Raw genomic sequence first — 22,816 nt, 5'->3', positions numbered from 1 at the left:
TTACTTCCCTTGAGCATATCTAGTTGAAACTTCATCCCAGTTGATTACATTAAAGAATGCACTAATATAATCTGGTCTGCGATTTTGATAATTTAAGTAATATGCATGCTCCCATACATCTAGGCCAAGAATTGGAGTTCCACCACAACCTACATTAGGCATTAATGGATTATCCTGATTAGGAGTTCCACATACTTCTACTTTACCTCCTTCGTGAACACATAACCATGCCCATCCAGAACCGAATTGTGTTGCTGCTGCTTTAGAAAAAGCATCCTTAAATGCATCAAATGAACCAAAAGCGCTATTGATAGCTTCTGCAAGTTCTCCAGATGGAGCTCCTCCTCCGTTCGGAGACATTACTTCCCAGAATAAGCAGTGATTATAATATCCTCCACCATTATTTCTAACAGCACCGTTAGACATATCAAGGTTGATAAGGATATTTTCTATAGTCTTGCCTTCTAAATCTGTACCAGCAATAGCAGCATTTAATTTACTTGTATATCCAGCATGATGCTTATCATGATGAATTTCCATTGTTCGTGCGTCTATATTAGGTTCTAATGCATCAAAGGCATAGTTTAATTTTGGTAATTCAAATGACATAATCTATTTTTTAGTTAATAAGAAAAATGAAACCAAAGTTAGGAATAAGAGTTATGAATAAAAATTAATATTTGTTATAAATTAATTAAATCAAAATTTTTTCATTTCATTGATTAATATCGTAGTCTAATTCATTTTTACGAGTGATTCATGTTTGAAAAATAGTCTTTTTTGATACTTTAGTAAAAAAACAAACTATTGAATTCTAAGTACCCTTTTACAATTTATAATGCTGCTGCTGGAGCTGGAAAAACCTATACTTTGGTTAAAGCTTACTTAATAGCTCTTTTAACAGGAGAATTTAAGGATACTTATAAGAATATTTTGGCAATTACTTTTACAAATAAGGCAGTTGCAGAAATGAAAACAAGAGTTTTAGAAAATCTTGTTGGAATAAGTCAGGAAAATCCAGTAGCTAAATATGAATACTTATTAAATGATATTGTTCAGGAAACAAAAATTGAAGAGCATATCATAAAACAAAAATCAGATAGAATTCTAAAAAGTATTTTACACAATTATGCTGCTTTTGATATTGTCACTATTGACACCTTTACTCATAGAGTTATCCGCACTTTTGCTCGGGATTTAGGGATTCCTATGAATTTTGAAATTGAAATGGATACAGAATCCTTGATTGAAGAATCCGTGGATGCTGTAATTGCTAAGGTTGGTGACGATAAAATGTTAACAGATATTATTATCGATTTTGCGCTTAGTAAATTGGAAGACGATAAAAATTGGGATATTACTGTAGAATTAAACAAAGTAGCGCGCCTATTGTTTAGTGAGAATGATAGAATGCATCTGGATAAACTTGCTCAAAAAACCTCTGAGGATTTCGAAAGTTTTAAGAAAAGTCTGGGACAAAAAATTTCTGAATTAAAAACGGATATTATTTCGAGTTCTGAAGATATTTTGAAAAAAATAGAAGAGCAAGGTCTACAACATAAAGATTTTACTAGAGGGTCAGTTCCAGGGCATTTTAAAAAATTAGCAGAAGGAGACTTAAAAGTTGATTTTAAAGCCGCTTGGAAACAAAATATTCAGTCTGCATCATTCTACAATGCTAAGTTAGAGGATTACAAAAAGAAAAGTATAGACGGTCTTCGGGATGATATCGAACGTGCTTTTTTAGGCACAAAAGAGCAAATAGTACATATAAAGTTGTATGATAATATTATCAGAAATCTAATTCCCCTTTCTGTACTAAATCTTATTAATAAAGAACTTCAGGAAATAAAAAAAGAAAGAAGTATTTTATTAATTTCTGAATTTAATAAAATTATTAGTGAGGCCATTCAAGATCAACCTGCACCTTTTATTTACGAACGTCTAGGAGAACGATATAGAGATTATTTTATAGATGAATTCCAAGACACTTCCGAATTGCAATGGAATAATATAATACCATTAATTGATAATGCAATTTCTTCAGAAACGTTAAGTGGTAAAAGAGGTCAGGTAACAATTGTTGGCGATGCTAAACAAGCAATTTACAGGTGGCGAGGAGGAAAAGCAGAACAGTTTATTGACTTGTCATTAGATCATAATCCGTTTTCGGTACAAGAAAAACAGGTTCTAAATTTACCAAGAAACTATCGTAGCCATCAAGAAATCATAAAATTCAATAATGACTTCTTTACCTTTTTATCTAATGACTTTAGTAACGATCTTCACAAAAAATTATACCTATTAGGGAATAATCAAGAGTATAATACTAAGAAAAAAGGTTTTGTACATCTTTCTTTTATTTCGGCTAATAATATTGCAGAGGAAAATGAGGTTTATCCAGAAAAAGTATATGAATATGTTTTAGAGCTGCAAGAAAAAGGATATCTGCTAAATGAAATTTGTATTTTAACAAGAAAACAAAAAGAAGGAACGTTAATAGCAGATTTTCTAACTGAAAAAGGCGTTCCTATTGTTTCTTCCGAAACCTTGTTGCTTAAAAATGATCCAAGAGTTGGTTTTATTGTGAATATGCTTACCTGGTTCATATACCCTCATGAGCTTTCTGCTAAAACTAATGTCTTATATTTTATTGCAGAGCAATTCTCTATTACACAAAAACATAGTTTTTTTGATAAATTGATTTTTAATAGTCGGCAAGAATTCTGTGATGAATTGAAGATTTTAGGAATTGATTTTAGCTTTTATCAATTAGAAATCAAACCTTTTTATGAAGCGGTAGAATATATCATTAACTCTTTCGAGTTATCTAAGGTGTCGCCTGCTTATGTTCAGTTTTTTTTAGACACGGTTTTTGGATACACTCAAAAACAAGCTGAAGGTATCATTGGGTTTTTGTCATATTGGGAACAGAAAAAGGAAAAGTTAAGTATCATAGCTCCCGAAGGAGAAGAGGCGATTCGAATTATGACCATACATAAATCCAAAGGATTAGAATTTCCTTGTGTGATTTATCCATATGCGAATATCGACATATATAGAGAAATTGAGCCCAAATCTTGGTTGCCAGTATCAAAAAAAGACTTCAATGCTTTCGAGGAGGTATTTATAAGTTACAATAAGGAATTATCCGAGCTGGGAACAAAAGGAGCAAAAATAGTTCAGGAACGTGAATCCCAATTGGAATTAGATGCATTTAATCTTTTATATGTTGCATTAACAAGAGCAGAAGAGCAATTGTATGTTATTTCTAAAACTGAAATAAATTCTAAAGGAGAAACCAATCCGAATAAATTTTCTGGTAAGCTTATCAATTATCTAAAACATATTGGCAAATGGAATGACGAAGAATCTATTTATACTTTTGGAATAGATGAAAAACCGTTTCAAGAAGAACAATTAGATAGCACTAAAACAAAAAACTTTACACTTAGTAATTTACAAAGTTCTAAAAAGAAATATAAAGTAAATATTGTAACTAATGCTGGCAAACTTTGGGAAACAGATCAAGAAACAGCTATAGAAAAAGGTAACATTATTCATGAAATGATGGCTTCTATTGTTACTCATGGAGATATTGATGAAGCGGTAGAAAAGGCTTTCGAAACAGGGTTAATTAACCATCTAGAGAAGAATTCAATATATAATGATATTAAAAAGGTTATTGAACATCCTGAGTTGAGTACATATTTTTCTGAAGAGTATACCATATTAAATGAAAGAGATATTATTTCAGGCGGTAATATATATAGACCAGATAGAGTGCAAATAAATTCCGAGAATAAAGCAACAATACTGGATTACAAAACGGGAGAATATAATTCGGCACATTCAAAACAAATAGAAACGTACGGTTTTCTGCTTCAACAAATGGGATATGAAGTGGAAAATAAGATTTTAGTGTATTTCAACGATAAAATCATTCTAAAATATGTTTAATTAACAATTATTTTCGCAATTACTAGTAGAATTTTACGGATAAAAAATATTTTTATCTTATAATTGTAGCGTAATTAAGAAAATTATAGCGTTAAATTTTACTTAGTTAGGTGGTTTTTTTCACATTTGAGGGGTTCTTGATAAGGTAAAATTAAACCTTAAAAACTTCGCAAAGGTCGATAGACACTGGCCTATTAAGAAAAATTTATTAGTTTTGTCTTTGACAGTAATTTTTAACATATTACATTTGCTCTAATTAACACTTAAAAATTAAATTATTGAATATGAAACATCTTAGCAGATTTTTAGTGGCTTCGTTATTAGTACTTGGGTTTAGTACTGCGAATGCACAGGATGAAAACAACCCTTGGGCTGTATCGATTGGCGTTAATGCTGTTGATATATTTCCTACCGGAGGAGATTTACCTGTACAAGGGGAGATCTTTGACGAGTTTTTTAACGCTAGTGACCACTGGAATATTCTTCCATCTGTTTCTAAATTATCTGTTGGTAGATATATAGGAGATGGATTTACATTTACCGTTGCAGGTACAGTTAACAGAATTGACAAATTTGGAGAAACAGCTGACGGAACTGATGTAACCGTTGATGATTTATCATACTACGCTGCTGACGGTAGAATTAGCTATAGCTTCAAAAACGCTTTAAAATCTAAATGGTTCGATCCTTACTTAGGTGTAGGTGGAGGTTACACTTGGGTTGATGAGATTGGTGCTGGAACTTTAAATGGTTCTTTAGGTGTTAATGTTTGGTTAACTGAAAACTTAGCTTTCAATTTACAAACTACTTATAAGCATGTATTCGAAGATTACGAGACTGGAGCTTATCCTCCAACTCACTTCCAACACTCTGCTGGTCTTACTTTCGCTTTCGGAGGTAAAGATACTGATGGAGACGGTGTATTCGACAAAGATGATGAGTGTATCGACGTTCCTGGTTTAGCAGAATTTAACGGATGTCCTGATACTGACGGTGATGGAATCACTGACGCTAAAGATGACTGTCCAGATGTTGCTGGTACTGCAGAATTTAATGGATGTGCTGATACTGACGGTGACGGAATCCCTGATCCTAAAGATGAGTGTCCTACAGTTGCTGGTTTAGCTAACTTAAACGGATGTCCTGATGCAGACGGTGATGGAATCACTGATTCTAAAGATGGTTGTCCAAATGAAGCAGGTCCTGCAGCAAACAACGGATGTCCTTACCAAGATAAAGATGGTGACGGAGTATTAGATAAAGATGATAACTGTCCAGATGTTGCTGGTACTGTAGCTAACAACGGATGTCCTGAGGTAACTGAAGAAATCCAAAAGACATTAAATGAGTACGCTGCTCAAGTATTATTTGATTCTGGTAAATCTACTATTAAAGATCAGTCTACTAAAGTATTAAATGATATCATTGGTATCTTAAAAGAGTATCCAACTGCTAAGTTTACAGTAGAAGGACATACTGATAGCCAAGGTGCTGCTAAAGCTAACCAAAGATTATCTGATGCTAGAGCTAACGCTGTTAAGAACTTCTTAACTAGTAACGGTATCGATCAGTTTAGATTATCTGCTGTTGGTTACGGAGAAGACAGACCAATCGCTTCTAACAAAACAAGAAAAGGTAGAGCTCAAAACAGACGTGTAGAGATCAACTTAGTAAAGTAATTATTCTTTAGTAAGTATTAATAAATACATATACAAAACGTCCCGATTATTCGGGACGTTTTTTATTTTTAGTAAGTGGATAGTTTTTTAAAAGAAGTCATATCAGAGATCGAAAAAAAGGATGATAATGTAAGTAATCTTATTTTTATTCTTCCTAGTAAAAGAGCAGGACTTTTTCTCAAACGAGAATTATTAAAAAGGCATGTAGATAAAACATTTTTTGCTCCGATTATATTAAGTATAGAAGAATTTATTACTCAATTATCGGGATTACGCCAGATAGATACTATCCAAACATTATTTGATTTCTATGAAACCTATCTTACTACGCATACGCATCTCGATAAAGAAAATTTAGAAGTATTTAGTAGTTGGGCGCAAACACTCATACAAGACTTTAATGAAATCGATAGGTATTGTATAGATCAAAAAAGCTTTTTTTCTTATCTATCCAGTATTCAAGATTTAAACCATTGGTATCTTCAAAAGGAGAAAACAGAACTTATACAGAAATACATAAGTTTTTGGAACAACCTATATGATTATTACAACAATTTTAAAGATAAGCTTTTGAAAAAGAAAGTGGGTTATCAAGGTTTGTTGTATCGAAGAGCCTCAGAAAATATATCAGATTATATAAAACACACCAAACAAAAACATGTTTTAGTAGGTTTTAATGCGCTAAATAACGCCGAACAGATTATTTTTCAATCCCTGTTAGAAGCTAATATTGCAGATATATACTGGGATGCAGATTCGTTTTTTGTAGATAATAGATATCATGAAGCTTCCTTGTTTTTAAGAGATTATAAGAACAACTGGAACTATTACAAAGAACATCCTTTTAAATGGATACGAGATAATTTTTCATCGAATAAAGAGATAAATCTTATTGGTGTTCCTAAGAATGTGGGGCAAGCAAAGTTAGCAGGTAAAATATTAAACGGTATTCCCCAAAAGGACTTGGAAAAAACAGCATTGGTATTAGCAGATGAATCATTGTTGTTACCTGTACTTAATTCATTGCCAGATTCTATTGATTCATTAAATATTACCATGGGATTACCTTTGAAAGAGGTTCCTCTTTCATCTTTTTTTGAGTTATTATTTACCCTTCATAAAGCAACTCACCCTAAAGGCTTGTATTATAAACTAGTTTTGGAAGTATTAAATAATCAAGCTTCGCAGTGGTTATTAGGTAATGTAAGAAACCATCTTATTGGTAAAATTACCAAAGAGAATTTAGTATATATATCATTAGAAAAGCTTCAAGACGATATAGCTGAAGCTAAAAAAGAGCTTATAGAATTGCTTTTTTCTCCTTGGAAAAATGCACAAGACGCTATAGAAAATTGCAGAAAAATCATTCAACTATTGAAAGGGGATCTAGACAAGGAGCAAAATTCGATGGAACTTGAGTATGTCTATCATTTTCATCTTGTATTTAATAGATTACTGACACTTTGCAGCACATATCAATATGTAAATACCATAGCATCTTTATATTATTTGTATAAGGATGTTGTGAATTCAGACACACTGGATTTTAGAGGTGAGCCTTTTAGAGGGTTACAATTAATGGGGATGCTAGAATCACGATGTTTAGATTTTGAGACGGTAATTATCACTTCTGTTAATGAAGGTGTGTTACCAGCTGGGAAAAACATGAATTCTTTCATACCTTATGATCTTAAAAGGGCATACAATCTGCCAACATATAAGGAAAAAGATGCAATTTATACCTACCATTTTTATCGCTTAATTCAGAGAGCAAAAAAAGTATATCTCATTTATAATACCGAGGACGAAGGAGTTGGTGGAGGAGAAAAAAGTAGGTTTGTGTATCAATTAGAGATAGACAAGATTGATAATCATAATATATCCAATTATATAGCATCTTCCGAGATACCTAAACTACAAGCAGAACCAATTACTATAAAAAAAGACCAGACTATTCTTGCTAAAATAAAGGAATTAGCGCTTAATGGATTATCTCCCTCTGCTTTGACTACTTATATTAGGAATCCTATAGAATTTTATTATAAATATGTATTAGGAATTCAAGAAAGTGATCAGGTAGAAGAAACGATTGCGGCAAATACTTTGGGAACGGTAATACATAACACACTAGAAAATCTATATAAACCCTTAGAGAATAAACTAGTTTCTGTACAAGATATTACTGCAATGATAGCCCAGATTGATACAGAAATCAAATATCATTTTCGTAAAGAGTATTCGAAATTAGATATTACACAAGGTAAAAATTTGCTAATTTTTGAAGTAGCTAAGAGATATATCTATAATTTCTTAAAGTCTGAAGAGAAGTTATTAAAATCAGGATCAACATTAAAAATTATAGCAATTGAAAGTAACTTGAAAACTCAACTCAAGATTCCTGAGCTTGATTTTCCTGTTTTTATAAAAGGAAAAGTGGATCGCATCGACGAATTAGATGGAGAACTGAGAATTATAGATTATAAAACTGGAAAAGTTCAGAAAAGCGATGTAGTATTAATGGATTGGAACGTACTTACAGAAGATTATAAATATAGTAAGGCTGTGCAAGTATTGGCATATGCTTATATGCAATATAATGAGAATAGCGCATCAGAACCGTTTAAAGCAGGAATTATCTCATTCAAAAATCTTAAAGAAGGGTTTTTGAAATTTGGAACTAAAACATCAGTAAGAGGTAAAGTAGATTATGAAATTACATCCGAAGTATTTCAGGAATACTTACTCGAACTTAAAAAATTGATCTCAGAAATCTCTAATTTGGATCTTCCCTTTATAGAAAAAGAAATATGATAACAAAAGTAAAGAATCAGATAGTACAAGGAAAACATAACAAACCAATTCTTACAGATGTATTTTATGATGATACGAAAAAGGAACAAGCTGTAGTAATTTTTTGTCATGGCTATAAAGGCTTTAAAGATTGGGGAGCTTGGGATTTGGTTGCGGAGAATTTTGCGGAAGCAGGTTTTTTCTTTATAAAATTTAATTTTTCTCATAATGGCGGAACGACAGAAGAACCTATAGATTTTCCTGATCTAGATGCATTCGGAAAGAATAATTATCTGATCGAGTTAGATGATCTTTCCTCGGTGTTAGATTGGGTTGCCGCTTCAGATTCTTTATACAAAAAGTTTATCAATACTCAAAAAATCATTCTCATAGGGCATTCCAGAGCTGGTGGGATTACGGCAATCAAAGCTTCAGAAGATATAAGAGTTTCAAAATTAATTACTTGGGCTAGTGTTTCAGATTATGAAGGTAGGTTCCCAAAAGGAGAGGTATTTGACCGTTGGAAGAAAGAAGGAATATATTATATCGAGAATGGGAGAACGAAGCAAAAAATGCCACACGAATTTCAGTTTTATACCTCTTATGAAGAAAATAAAGAGAGACTTACTATCGCTAGGGCTGTAAAGAATATCAGAATCCCTCATTTGATTATTCATGGTACTGCCGATCCTACAGTTGATGTTCAAGAAGCAAAAGAAATACACACATGGAATCCAAAAAGTGAGTTGTTCTTGGTTAATGAGGCAGATCATGTTTTTGGAGCAAAACATCCTTGGAACCACCATAAAATGCCTAAAGATTTAACAATAATTACTGAAAAATCCATAGAATTTACTTCATTTTAACAGGAATTGAGGTTAAAAAATAAAATCTATTAAACTTTTTTTCGTTTATTTGCTGTCATGAAGTCAAATAAACACATAATTGCGTCCGTTTTTCTGGCACTTTTTTGTGTAATTCAGTTAGCAGAATTGCACATAATTGGTCATGAAGATACAGACTCTGAATGTGCATTGTGTTTGTTAACTTTAGATCAAGCAGAAGATGATTATGTTTTATTTTCTTCTGATATTGATATCCCAGAACCAACAGTTGTTTCTTTGGATATTGTTAAAACAAATTATGTAAACAGATATTTTGACTCTTATTTTGGATGCTTACCAACCAACAAAGCTCCTCCTGTTGCATAATACCTCTATGTCATAATATCCATTATATCTTGGATATTACCCTCTTGTATTGATAGCAAGTTTCAGTTTTATTTTTACCCATGAAAAGATACACATTAGTGTTAGTATCGATTTTAGGGACTCTTATTTCGAAAGCTCAGGATTGTACAATTAGTATTTCAGGAAGAGTAATCGATTTTCATGATGGTGTCCCCTTAAAAGATGCAACTATTACATTTAACGATCAAACCATTGTCACTGATAAAGAAGGAAATTATATAATTTCTGATCTATGTCCTGTTGCGTATGCTTTTACCATTTCGCATCCAAATTGTAATTCGCAAGTGATTACTCTAGACGTAGCTGAAGTAACTAAGAAAGATTTCTATTTAGAACATCATTTAGACGAATTGCAAGAAGTAAAAGTTTCTGGTAAAAAGCGTACCAAAACATCTTCTGCTCAAGAAGAGACAATAAGTAAGGATGTTATAGAGAAATATAGCAGTGCAGCCCTAGGAGATGCTCTTAAGGAAATTACAGGGGTTTCATCGCTTAATACTGGCTCTACTATTGTAAAACCAATTATACAAGGTTTAAGCGGAAGTAGAGTGCTAATAATGAATAATGGTGTTCGAATGCAAGATATGGAATGGGGAGATGAACATGCGCCCAATGTAGATATCAATACAGCAGGCAACCTTACTGTCGTTAAAGGAGCAGCAGCACTGCGCTATGGAGGAGATGCTATTGGAGGTGTTATTGTTATGGAGCCTAATAAAGTTCCTGCAAAAGATACATTAACAGGAAGAACAATCATTACAGGTGCTTCTAACGGAAGAGGAACAACGGTTTCCTCCGAAATTATAAAAGGATACAAATCAGGATGGTTTTTAAAGGCGCAAGGAACCCTAAAACGTTTTGGTGATGTAGAAGCTCCTGATTATGTTTTGTCTAATACAGGTATTTTTGAGAGAGGTGGATCTTTATCTTTTGGAAATAATAAATTTACTAATGGATGGGATGTGTATTATTCCTACTACCAAAATGAAATAGGCGTTCTGGCGGCATCTCATATTGGAAATGCAGATGATCTGATAGAATCAATAAATAGTGGACAACCTTCTGTGATAAACGATTTTACATATACCATTGATAATCCAAAACAAGACGTCACCCATCATTTGGGGAGACTGCGCTACTTTAAACGCTTCGAAAAGTTGGGCAAATGGACCACACAATATGATTTTCAGCATAACCAGCGTTTTGAGTTTGATATTAGACAAACGGAAGAATTAAGAAAAATACCTAGTTTAGATTTAGAACTTACTACACATACACTTACTTCTGATTTCGTATTGGATTCTAAATTTGATTACAATTTAGATTTTGGATTATTAGTACGTTATCAGGATAATTTTGCCGATCCCAGTACAAGAGCAAGGAGGTTAATTCCAGATTATGATAAATATGATGCGGGGTTATTCGTAACTGGGAAATACAACCTCAATGACAATATAACTGTCGATGCAGGGGTTAGATATGATTATAACCAAATAGACGCTAAAAAGTTTTATATAAAAACTAGATGGGACGAGCGAGGTTATGACCAAGAGTTTAATGATCTTATCATTGCTGATGAAGGTACGCAATGGCTTACAAATCCTAAATTTGAATATCATAGCATTTCTGCAACAACAGGTTTTAATTATGTTTTTGGAGAAAGCTATGAACTAAGAGGTAATTATGCGTTGGCGCAAAGAGCTCCTAATCCTGCGGAGCTATTTAGTGATGGTTTGCATCATTCTGCTTCCAGAATAGAATTAGGAGATTTAAGAATAGAACAAGAGACTTCTCACAAAGTTTCATTTTCTTTTCAAAAGAGTGATGAAAATTGGGGTTGGGAAATAGCTCCATATGCTAATTTTATTAATGATTATATTGTTTTAGAGCCCACCGATGTAGAATTGTCGATTAGAGGAGCATTTCCAGTTTGGGAATATAGACAAACAAATGCTAGGTTATTAGGAATTGATGCTAAACTGAATAAAAAATGGTTTCCTAATTGGAAAACAAACCATAGTTTTTCTTTAGTAAAAGGAAGGGATATTGAAACAGAAATTCCTCTGATTAATATACCAGCGGCTAATGTAAGCAATTCACTAATTTTTCATAAAGAGAATTGGAATGACCTAGTAGTAAGTCTAGAAAGTGAATATACATTTAGACAAAATGAATTTCCAGATAATATCATGGTTTTTTCACCACAGGAACAGGAAGATGTGCTTCTCGAAATTAATACACCACCAGGTGATTATCATCTTTTGCATCTAAATGCAGATATGACAGTACCGTTTATTAAACAGAACAAATTAAATATTGGTGTTACCATAAATAATATTACAAATAATACATACAGAAACTATTTAAACCGTCAGCGCTTTTTCGCAGATGAAGTGGGGCGGAACTTTTTATTGAGATTAACTTTTAACTATTAAATTTTAAAATGATGAACACACGTAAATTTTTATCAATGTTAGCAATTGCAGGCTTATTCGCATCTTCATGTTCTGATGATGATGACAACCCTGTTGTAGTAAATGAAGAAGAAGTAATCACAACAATGAACGTTACTTTAACGGCGGGAACAGATGTTGTTACTTTAACCTCTGTTGACCTAGATGGTCCTGACGGACCTAATGCTCCAGTTGTAGAAGTATCAGGATCTTTAGCAGCTAATACTACGTATACAGGTGCGATAGAATTATTAAATGAAAGTGAAATGCCAGCTGAAGAAATTAACGAAGAAATAGAAGAAGAAGCAGATGAGCACCAATTCTTTTTTGAAGTAGCAGGTACTCTTAATGCTACAGCTGCAGCTACGGATACTGAAGCTGACTATCCACCATTAACAGGTACAAACCCTGTAGGATTAGCTTTTGAATTAGTTACTACAGATGCTAGTACAGGTAGTTTAACTATTACCTTACGTCATATGCCTACAAAGCCAAATGATGGAACTTTAGCAGATGCTGGTGGAGATACTGATATTGCTCAGTCTTTTGATCTTACTATCGAATAATAATTAGATACCATAATTATCAAAGCTATAACAGATTAGTTGAGTTTGTTGCAAAACAAACTGTTTATCAAGTCAAGGCTCTTGAGGAGTAGTTACCTCGAGGGTCTTGATTTATCTTATCAAAACACAATTAAAATTGAAACAGCATAAATCATAAGTATAAATAATAAAGTTGAGTTTGTGTATTTATTATTAGTACAGATTTGTTTCAATAAAAGACCCTTAGTATAACGTGTACTAAGGGTTATTTTTTTGAGGAATTTTTAACCATTCTAAGCAAGATTAGGCATAAACTTTGCTTAAATTTTATTAAAAAATTATTAAATTTTTGGGTTTGTAGGTAAAAAAAACTGAGAATATGGTAACAAAATGGCTGCAAAAGATACTAATATATAGTAAACGCTGATTTTTAGTGGTTTAATCTCAATAATTTTAAAGAGATATTATGGCATCGTTAAATGTGCATTACCACTTAAAATTTGCTCGAATATATAAAGATTTGATCTTATATTCGCGGCGTAAAAACCTAATCGAAAAAACAGCAAAATTGAAACAATCATAATTATTGTATAAGTTGAGTTTGTGTTAAATATTATAATTTAGTTTCAATTCAGACCCTTAGGAGTAGTTAACCTAGGGGTTGTTTTTTTATAATAACTTTTTCTTCATAAAGTGGTATTTTTAAGTTGACGTAATTGAAAACAAATTCATAATATATTTAATTACGTTTTTAGGAGATTCCCTTTTAGTATCTATACTCACAATTTTTTATTTTTTACGAAAACTTGTTAAGTAGTTTTCGTTCATAATTTAAGTCCCATAGCGGTAATATTTTAAGGATTTTAGATTTTTACAAACAACAAGTTTACCTGCAGATGTATTATATAGGATTTGATATTGGGAGTTCATCGATAAAAGCTGCTTTAGTTCATTCTACTACAGGCGAAAACATAGCCTCTATTCATGAACCAAAACGGGAAATGAACATTATCTCTGTCAATAGTAATTGGGCAGAGCAAGATCCTGATTATTGGTGGGAACAGGTATGTATTGCAAGCAAACGATTATTAAAAGAAAATTCAATTTCTTCAGAATTGGTTTTAGGTATTGGAATTTCCTATCAGATGCATGGACTTGTATTAGTGGATCATGATGGTAAGTTATTAAGAAATTCTATTATTTGGTGTGATAGTAGAGCCGTTGCTGTTGGTAATAAAGCTTTTGAAGACTTAGGGACTCAGAAATGCAAAGAGCATTTACTCAATTCTCCAGCAAATTTCACAGCCTCTAAATTGAAGTGGGTGCGAGATAACGAACCTGAGATCTATAAAAGCATCTACAAATTTATGTTGCCCGGAGATTATATAGCGTATAAGTTTTCGGATACTATTTGTACCACAATATCGGGCTTATCAGAAGGAATACTTTGGGATTATGTATCTCAAAAACCAGCCGAATGGCTTTTAGAGTATTATGATATTGATTCAGCTCTTATTCCAGATATTGTAGATACATTCTCTAATCAAGGTAGCGTTAGTATTAAAGGAGCTAAAGAAAGTGGATTTAAAGAAGGAACCCCTATATTTTATAGAGCGGGTGATCAACCCAATAATGCATTGTCCTTAAATGTTTTTAATCCAGGAGAAGTTGCCCTTACTGGAGGAACATCAGGCGTTATTTATGCCGTTGCAGATAAGCTACAAGGCAACGAGCCAGTTAAGTATAATAATTTTGCGCATGTAAATTATAAAACCGATAAGCCGGTAATAGGAAAATTATTATGCATCAATGGTGCTGGAATTCAATATAGATGGCTTAAGAATAACCTGCACTTAGAATCAGATTCCTATCAAACCATGAATGCACTGGCTGCAGAAGCTCCCGTGGGAGCCGATGGCTTGCAGTTGATACCTTTTGGTAATGGTGCCGAGCGAATGTTTGAAAATAATACTATTGGGACTCAATTGTGTAATATAAACCTTAATAAACATACCAAAGCACATATATGTAGAGCAGCATTAGAAGGGATAGCATTTTCCTTTGTATATGGTATGGAGATCCTAAAGAATGATGGAGCAGACATACGAGTGCTAAGAGCAGGAAATGATAACTTATTTAGATCAGAGATATTTTCTAATACCATAGCTACTTTAATCAATCAAGAAATAGAAATTTATAATACTACTGGTGCTATTGGAGCAGCAAGAGCTGTTGGAAGAACCCATAATACCAGTAATAGCTTTGAGAAAACAATTGCTAAAAATGATAAGGTAATGACTTTTCACCCACTTAAAAATAGTGAAGATTATCAATTAGCATATGAAAAATGGAAAAACGAACTTAATAGAATTTTAATTCATAAAAAATGATACTACTAGGAAACCAAGAATATTTTAAAGGGATTGATCAAATTAAATACGAAGGAAAAGAATCTGATAATCCTTTAGCATTTAAATATTATGATCCAGAAAAAGTTGTAGCTGGAAAAACATTAAGAGAACATTTTAAATTTGCGATTGCTTATTGGCATACCTTCTGCGGACAGGGATCGGATCCATTTGGCTGGGGAACTCAAAATTTTGGATGGGATGTGTCTTCAGATCCGATTCAGGCTGCAAAAGATAAGGCAGATGCCGCTTTCGAATTCATTAGCAAAATGGGTTTTGATTACTTTTGTTTTCATGATTTTGATCTTGTACAGGAAGCACCCACATTATTAGAATCGGAAAAGAGATTATCTACGATTGTAGAATATATCAAGGAGAAAAAGAAAGAATCTGGAATAAAACTACTTTGGGGTACGGCAAATTGCTTTTCGAATCCAAGATATATGAACGGTGCGGCTACCAATCCAGATTTTAAGGTGTTAGCACGAGCAGGTGCACAAGTAAAATTAGCCTTGGATGCAACCATAGCCCTAGACGGAGAAAATTACGTTTTTTGGGGAGGTAGAGAGGGTTATATGTCTTTATTAAATACAGACATGAAACGAGAATTAGATCATTTGGCACAGTTTTTAACAATGGCCAAGGATTATGCAAGATCTCAAGGTTTCAAAGGAACATTTTTTATAGAACCGAAACCAATGGAACCTACAAAACACCAATATGATTTTGATACAGCAACATCTATAGGGTTTTTAAAAGAACATGGATTGGATAAGGATTTTAAAATCAATATCGAAGTAAATCATGCAACGTTAGCGCAGCATACATTTCAGCATGAGATAGAAGTCGCTGCAAGTGCCGGTATGTTAGGAAGTATCGATGCCAATAGAGGAGATTATCAGAATGGATGGGATACAGATCAGTTCCCGAATAATATTTTGGAAGTTACCGAAGCAATGTTAGTTTTCTTGAAAGCAGGTGGATTGCAAGGTGGAGGAGTTAATTTTGATGCTAAAATCAGAAGAAACTCAACAGATATAGAAGATGTTTTCTTAGCGCATATTGGAGGAGCAGATATCTTTGCAAGAGCTCTAATAACAGCCGATAAAATCATTACATCATCGTCTTATGATAAATTAAGAAAAGATAGATATAGCTCTTTTGATGGAGGAAAAGGGAAAGAATTCGAAAGTGGAGCATTGCAATTAAATGATCTTTATAAGATAGCTTTGGATAATGGTGAAATTTCCTTAACAAGCGGAAAACAAGAATTATTCGAGAATATTATCAATCAATATATTTAATCAAAAACAATCGATTTCTATAATAGATGTAGATGATACAAAATACCTTATATACGTCGGATGATCCAGATTGCGTTTCGCTAGTGCTTGGTAATGCAAATGGAGCTAAATTAACAGTAACTAATTATGGAGCATCTGTAGTAAGTCTGGAGATTCCGAATAAAAAGGGTGATTTGATCAACGTAATTGCAGGATTAGATAATGTAGCAGATTATGAAGAGGTTTCTTATCATCCAAGTGCAAAGTTTCTAGGTGCCTCGATAGGGAGATATGCTGGTAGAATTAGAGAAGGTAGGATTAAAATAGACGATGAACAGTATGCATTATATGATCAAAATGAAGTTCATCTGCATGGTGGTTTAAAAGGGTTTGATAAAAAGTTTTGGAAGTTAGAAAGTACAGGAGATAATACCATTACCTTTTCTTATGATAGTAAACATCTAGAAGAAGGATATCCAGGAAATCTAAGGGTAAAAGTGATGTACCAATTATCTAATGATAATGAACTCATTATTTCCTATCATGCTACTACAGATAGAGATACTTTTGTTAATTTAACAAATCATGCATATTTTAATTTAGATGGATCAGGAAGTATCTTAGACCATTCTTTGCAACTAAGTTGTTCGGATTATTTAGAAGTTGACGCACTTCAATTACCAACAGGACAATTAAAATCGGTAATGGGAACTCCATATGATTTTTTGAAACCGAAGAGTTTACAAAGTTTGGAAAATTATGGACTCATTGATGACACTTTTGTTTTTAGTTCAACTAATAAAAAAGTGGATAATCAAGTTCCAAAAATTAGTTTAGTATCTGATAAAAGTGGGTTAAAAATGGAAGTAAGGACGAATCAACCTGCAGTAGTTATCTATACTCCAGAAAGTTTTCCTGATTGGAATTTCAAAAATCAATCGATATATGGTCGCTTCCCTGCGATTTGTTTTGAGTGCCAGAATTATCCCGATGCTCCAAACCACCATCATTTTCCATCTGCTTTGGTAAAAGCAAATGACAAATATGAGAATAGAACTATTTTTAAGTTTTTAGCAATACAAATTTAGGAGAGTTTTTATTGCTCAATGCTATAATTACATTCTTCTGGTAGATTCTCTTTCTATAAGATTTGTTTTAATGACCTTAGTAGTATGCGAAGTTTCTATATTTTCGTTTTCTATTTTATCAATTAATATTTTGGCTGCAGCTTCTCCAAGATACGTACTATGTTGACTAACTGTAGTAATAGAAGGTGTGACATGGCGAGGCAAAACACCGTTGGTAAATCCAATAATAGAAATATCTTCGGGTACTTTATATCCTTTGTATAGTACCATTTTAAGAGTACTAATAGCAGAATCTTCTTCTAGGCATAAGATTGCATCTACTTTTTTCGAGTCTAATAGTATTTTTAGCAATGTATCTACATCATTAAACTCATCAACTTTTAGAATATAGTCGTCATCAATAGGAATATCTGCTTCTAATAAGGCTCTTTTGTAACCGCTAAGTCTAAGTTTTCCAACACTAAGTTTATGAATGTTAGAAACAATTGCAATGTTTTTACAACCAGTTTTGATAAAATAATTTACAGCATTATAAGAACCTTCTTCATCATTAACTATAACTTTATCACATTCTATCTCATCAGTTACTCTATCAATCATTACAATAGGAATACCCTGATTTATGGCATTCTGAAAATGTTTAAAATCTTGTTTAATTTGAGTTTCTTCTGCAATAGATAAAATGAATCCATCCAAATCAGAGTTTTTTAGAAGCTCCATTACTGTCATTTCTTTTTCTAGGGATTCATTAGAAATACAAGTTATGAGGTTATATCCTTTTTGAGTGGCAATTTTTTCGATACCCACAAATACTTTGGTAAAGAAATGATTGAGCATATTAGGAATAATCACTCCTATTGTTTTGGTATTTCTTTGTTTGTCGTTGTTATAAAAGCTATTATTTGATTTATATTCTAACTCTTTTGCATATTCCTGAATCATAGATTTTGTTCTGGTGCTAATCTCATAGCTATCATTGAGAGCTTTTGAGACTGTAGCAATAGAAACGTTGAATTCTTTGGCAATATCTTTTAATGTAATTCTCTTTTTTTTCATGACGATAGTGAATACTTTTTACTTCTAATTTTTTAAAAACCAATAGGGACAAATGGCTAATAAAAATTCATGTAAACTTCCCTTTTTGTAAAATAATCTTAATAATTCGATCTACAATGATGCAATATTCGGATTGCAACAAAATTTGCACATATTGCTTCAAATATTTCAGAAGTCTTTTGATAAAGAGTTAAATACTTGTTAGTATTTTATTTTTTAGCAATGAACAAATGGAAAGGATTATTCTTACAAGAGAAAGATAGGTGTAATTCCAAATTACAAGAAACATTTATTTGATTTACAAGGGTTTATGTGTTTACGAAAAGTTTTCGTAGAATTTGCTATTAAACTATGCGAATTAACAACTATTCGATTATAGAGTTATAATTTTGAGCATTAACTAAATTTTTAACACAAATTCATTCATATTTATAATCATTCTGCGCAGATAATTAGATGTGGATTATTTTAACTAAAACGTATGTAATTATGAAAACTTATTTATGTATTTCTTCCTTGTTTTGTTTGTTTTTATTTTCTGGTTGTTCAGATGATTTAAATGCAGACAATCTTCCAGAAACTGCGGAACTAGAACAAAAGTCAATAGATAGTAACGGATATATTAGTGATAACCGAACAGATGGATATAACAAAGGTTATTTCTGGACGATTTATAAAGAAGGTGGTTGGGGTAGATTGCGTTTTCCCTATGCGAACCAGTATGGTGGTAATTTCGAAATTGAATATAAGGATAATCAAGATATTGTTGGAGGTAAAGGGTGGCGTACCGGTAATGGTAGAACTATAAATTATAATATAGGAACACTACAAGGATCATACAATTTCGTTGGTGTATATGGGTGGACACAAACGCCATTGATGGAATACTACGTGGTTGAAAAAGGGAGCATTCCTGGACAAAATCAGAACAGAAATTATAGAGTTAACGGTAAGAATTACAAATTCAAAAAACAATTAAGATCGAATGCTCCGTCTATATTGGGAACAAAAACATTCTACCAATATATTAGTGAACACGGAAATGCTCCAACAGGGTCTAATCAGAAAGTAAATATGCAAGCACATATTAACCATTGGAATCAGCATGGTGGTCATCAGGGTAATCTAAGAAATTTTGACTATCAAGTGTTTGGAATCGAATCGTATACAGGAGGTTGGGGAAGAATCAACGCCAGTATATGGTAGATTATATATAATTAGATTTAAAAACATAGGATCCATATTCTGTAGAGTATAGATCTTATGTTTTTTGTTTTAAACACATTAAGTAAAATAACAATAAGAATTCGTTTTTAATTCAGAATATGCAAAAGGGTTTTAGTTATTTTTTTCTCGGAATAATCTTCGTATTCCTTTCCTGTAACCAAGAAGATTTTAATAAAAATGATATAGATAATTTGGTATTCATAAAGGGTGGCTCTGTTAAGAATAACAAGTCAAATCTTTATAATAAAAATGTATTTGTAAAAGACTTTTATATAGGAGCACATGAAGTGACGCAAAAGGAATGGAAAGCAATTATGGGAACTAATCCATCCAAATTTAAAGGTGATAGTTTGCCTGTAGAAATGGTAAGTTGGTATGATTGTGTTGAGTTTTGTATCAAAAAAAGTGAGCAAAAAGGTTTGGTGCCATATTATAAAATCTACAAAGATTCTACAGATTCTTTTAATACTTCCCAATTTGATAGTATCAAGTGGTTAGTGAAAAGAAATCCAAAGGCAAATGGTTATCGTTTACCAAGCGAAATCGAATGGGAATATGTAGCGAGCGGCGGACAACAAAGTAAAAATTATATCTATAGCGGTAGCAATAAGATCGATGATATCGCTTGGTATTGGAGAAATAGTGGCGATACTATCTTAGACCAACAATGGAATTATATAATTATAGAAAAAAATAAATGTAGGACACATATAATCAATAATAAAGAACCAAATGAATTAGGTGTTTATGATATGACTGGAAATGTAAGAGAATGGTGTGATGATTGGTATGAAGATGAGCGGATACCAAGAGGATTATTTCGTGCCCAAAGAGGCGGTGGATGGATTGGTCTCGAAGTTTATTTTAAAAATAGTGATCGAGATTACTTCGAGGCTAGTGGCATCGGACCTGATCAAGGTTTTCGTATTTGCAGAAACAAAAGTTAGATTTTAAAAATGATAAAATTTGATTGTAAATAACTAATTAAAAAGATTGATTGACCATAAAAAGTATCCTAATTAGGGATTATGGAAAACTTCCTTATAATAGAAATCTGAGAAATAGTTTTTTAAACTATCATATATACATAGAATGCTTCATAATTTACAACATTCGCTTCAAATTTTCTACCTGTTTGCTACCCCAACAGATAGTTTTGACTTTAATAAAATTTTAAGTAAAAATTAGATGAATTGTTAAACTATGCTTTTTAAAATTAAAGATAGTGTAACACTTGTAAGATGTTTCCTTTTTGTTCAAAAGGAAATACAAAGCATTTGTCTACTTGTAAATTACTGAAATTAACAATCAACATTAAATTATATAATAACCAAAAACAATTTATGGAATCAGTTTTAGAACAATTGGATTGGGTGGTATTAGGAGTATACTTTTTAGCACTTATTGGAGTAGCTGTATGGGTGATATTACAAAGAAATAAGGATACTGCGGATTATTTTCTCGCAGGTCGAAATGTAGGTTGGTTTGTTATAGGAGCTTCTATTTTTGCATCTAATATAGGTTCTGAGCACGTTGTGGGATTAGCAGGTACTGGAGCCGAATCTGGTATGCCTATGGCACATTATGAATTGCATGCATGGATTGTATTATTACTAGGATGGTTGTTTTTGCCTTTCTACATGAGAAGCAAAGTATTTACAATGCCAGAATTTTTGGAGAAAAGATTTGATAGCAGATCGCGTTGGTTTCTATCTGTTTTTTCATTAGCGGGATATGTGATAACTAAGGTTTCTGTGACCATTTACGCAGGTGGTATAGTAGTGTCTGAGTTATTAGGGATTCCTTTTTGGTATGGTGCAATTGGTATTGTAGTTTTTACTGGAGCATATACCATTGTGGGAGGAATGAAAGCAGTAATTTATACAGAAACATTACAAACGGTTGTGTTGATAGCTGGTTCTATAATTATAACTTATTTAGGATTGCAAGAAGTCGGTGGATGGGAGAACCTAAAAGCAACAGCAGGATCTGATCATTTTAATATGTGGAGACCAATGTCTGATCCAGAATTTCCATGGACAGGATTGCTGTTTGGAGGAACAATAGTAGGTATTTGGTATTGGTGTACTGATCAGTATATAGTACAGCGTACCTTAGCCGCAAATAATATAAAAATTGGGAGACGTGGAGCAATTTTCGGAGCGTATCTTAAGATATTACCAATTTTTATTTTTCTAATACCAGGTATCATAGCTTTCGCTCTTGCTAAACAAGGAGTGTTGTCTTATGATAAAGCAGATGAGGTATTTCCTGTATTGGTAAAAACGTTATTGCCAACCGGTTTAAAAGGGCTCGTAGCAGGAGGTTTGATGGCGGCACTAATGAGTTCCTTAGCATCTGTTTTTAACTCTTGTTCCACGATATTTACTATTGATATTTATAAAAAATTAAAACCTCAAACCCCAGAAAAGGATTTGTTGAATATCGGAAGAGTTGCTACTGCTTTAGTTGTAGTATTGGGAATTATATGGATTCCGATTATGAATAAAATAGGAGGAGGAGTTTTATATCAATATTTACAAAGTGTACAGTCTTATATAGCTCCTCCAATAACAGCGGTATTTATTCTGGGGATTATATGGAAAAGGGTAAATTCGAAAGCGGCAATAGTAACTTTATTTTCTGGGCTCTTGGTTGCAGCACTAAGAATAACTGCAGAGATTGTGAAGGATGATTTGTCAGGTTTCGCTTATGAGTTTGCAACCATAAATTTTGCTCACATGGCAATCTTTATGTTTATTTTTTCGGTAATTGTATGTATCGGTACAAGTTTGGTAACTACAGCACCAGATTATGCTACCATTCGAGGTCTTGCTTTTGGAACCTTGTCATCAGAACAAAAGAATGAAACAAAAAATAGTTATACTGGAATTGACATTGCTTTATCTGTACTGCTAGTGGTAGTAGTTGTTTCTATATTAACATATTTTACAGGGTGATAATAAAGACTATTTGGGTATCAATTGAAGATAGCTTCTTTCCAAGCTTTTTTTAAAAAAGTGAAAAATATTATATTTTTAGAATAGAACTTTTTTGATATATCAGCAAGAAATAAA

At 32.6% G+C, this 22,816-nt stretch carries 15 protein-coding genes; 13 read left to right on the top strand and 2 right to left on the bottom strand.

The annotated features are described in order from the left end of the window. Positions 1–609 (bottom strand): superoxide dismutase, encoded by a 609-nt coding sequence (locus ACWNT5_RS06300; RefSeq protein WP_299609878.1) that lies wholly within the window; start codon positions 607–609, stop codon positions 1–3. A gap of 198 nt (positions 610–807) precedes the next feature. Between ACWNT5_RS06300 and ACWNT5_RS06295 the strand changes: the two genes are divergently transcribed. The 10 genes from ACWNT5_RS06295 (at position 808) to ACWNT5_RS06250 (ending at position 17,456) form a co-directional block, all read left to right on the top strand. Continuing rightward, positions 808–3,960 (top strand): UvrD-helicase domain-containing protein, encoded by a 3,153-nt coding sequence (locus ACWNT5_RS06295; RefSeq protein ID WP_456516908.1) that lies wholly within the window; start codon positions 808–810, stop codon positions 3,958–3,960. 284 nt (positions 3,961–4,244) lie between these two features. Further along, on the top strand, positions 4,245–5,639 hold the full coding sequence (locus ACWNT5_RS06290) for an OmpA family protein (protein ID WP_299609883.1): 1,395 nt from the start codon (positions 4,245–4,247) through the stop codon (positions 5,637–5,639). 75 nt (positions 5,640–5,714) lie between these two features. Continuing rightward, positions 5,715–8,450 carry a PD-(D/E)XK nuclease family protein gene (locus ACWNT5_RS06285; protein WP_299609886.1) on the top strand — a complete coding sequence of 912 codons (2,736 nt, stop codon included), beginning with the start codon at positions 5,715–5,717 and terminating at the stop codon, positions 8,448–8,450. Further along, positions 8,447–9,295, top strand: coding sequence for an alpha/beta hydrolase family protein (locus ACWNT5_RS06280; protein WP_299609888.1), 849 nt, complete (start codon positions 8,447–8,449; stop codon positions 9,293–9,295). The genes ACWNT5_RS06285 and ACWNT5_RS06280 overlap by 4 nt, the downstream gene beginning before the upstream one ends. 57 nt (positions 9,296–9,352) lie before the next feature. Next, a complete protein-coding gene (locus ACWNT5_RS06275) occupies positions 9,353–9,640 on the top strand; it encodes a hypothetical protein (protein WP_299609890.1) in 288 nt (95 codons plus the stop codon). Positions 9,641–9,720: 80 nt separating this feature from the next. Then, positions 9,721–12,114, top strand: coding sequence for a TonB-dependent receptor (locus tag ACWNT5_RS06270; RefSeq protein ID WP_456516907.1), 2,394 nt, complete (start codon positions 9,721–9,723; stop codon positions 12,112–12,114). A gap of 11 nt (positions 12,115–12,125) precedes the next feature. Next, positions 12,126–12,698, top strand: a complete 573-nt coding sequence (locus ACWNT5_RS06265; RefSeq protein WP_299609894.1) for a type 1 periplasmic binding fold superfamily protein — start codon at positions 12,126–12,128, stop codon at positions 12,696–12,698. An 875-nt stretch (positions 12,699–13,573) separates the two neighbouring features. Beyond that, on the top strand, positions 13,574–15,067 hold the full coding sequence (locus ACWNT5_RS06260) for a xylulokinase (RefSeq protein WP_299609896.1): 1,494 nt from the start codon (positions 13,574–13,576) through the stop codon (positions 15,065–15,067). After that, on the top strand, positions 15,064–16,389 hold the full coding sequence (gene xylA / locus ACWNT5_RS06255; protein WP_299609898.1) for a xylose isomerase: 1,326 nt from the start codon (positions 15,064–15,066) through the stop codon (positions 16,387–16,389). The genes ACWNT5_RS06260 and xylA overlap by 4 nt, the downstream gene beginning before the upstream one ends. Before the next feature lie 32 nt (positions 16,390–16,421). Continuing rightward, positions 16,422–17,456, top strand: a complete 1,035-nt coding sequence (locus tag ACWNT5_RS06250) for an aldose epimerase family protein (protein WP_299609900.1) — start codon at positions 16,422–16,424, stop codon at positions 17,454–17,456. A 27-nt stretch (positions 17,457–17,483) separates the two neighbouring features. Here ACWNT5_RS06250 and ACWNT5_RS06245 read toward each other — a convergent pair whose 3' ends face one another. Next, complete coding sequence (locus ACWNT5_RS06245; RefSeq protein ID WP_299609902.1) at positions 17,484–18,512, bottom strand: LacI family DNA-binding transcriptional regulator; 1,029 nt, start codon at positions 18,510–18,512, stop codon at positions 17,484–17,486. 489 nt (positions 18,513–19,001) lie between these two features. Here ACWNT5_RS06245 and ACWNT5_RS06240 point away from each other — a divergent pair, with 489 nt between their 5' ends. The 3 genes from ACWNT5_RS06240 to ACWNT5_RS06230 all read left to right on the top strand — a co-directional run bounded on the left by ACWNT5_RS06240 (position 19,002) and on the right by ACWNT5_RS06230 (position 22,699). After that, positions 19,002–19,718, top strand: coding sequence for a glycoside hydrolase family 11 protein (locus ACWNT5_RS06240; RefSeq protein ID WP_299609905.1), 717 nt, complete (start codon positions 19,002–19,004; stop codon positions 19,716–19,718). Between the two features lie 119 nt (positions 19,719–19,837). Continuing rightward, positions 19,838–20,686 (top strand): formylglycine-generating enzyme family protein, encoded by an 849-nt coding sequence (locus tag ACWNT5_RS06235; RefSeq protein WP_299609907.1) that lies wholly within the window; start codon positions 19,838–19,840, stop codon positions 20,684–20,686. A 396-nt stretch (positions 20,687–21,082) separates the two neighbouring features. After that, positions 21,083–22,699, top strand: coding sequence for a sodium:solute symporter (locus ACWNT5_RS06230; RefSeq protein WP_299609909.1), 1,617 nt, complete (start codon positions 21,083–21,085; stop codon positions 22,697–22,699). Positions 22,700–22,816 lie beyond the last annotated feature (117 nt).

This window comes from Aquimarina sp. 433 (assembly GCF_054054605.1).
This window is presented reverse-complemented; position numbering and strand designations above follow the sequence as displayed.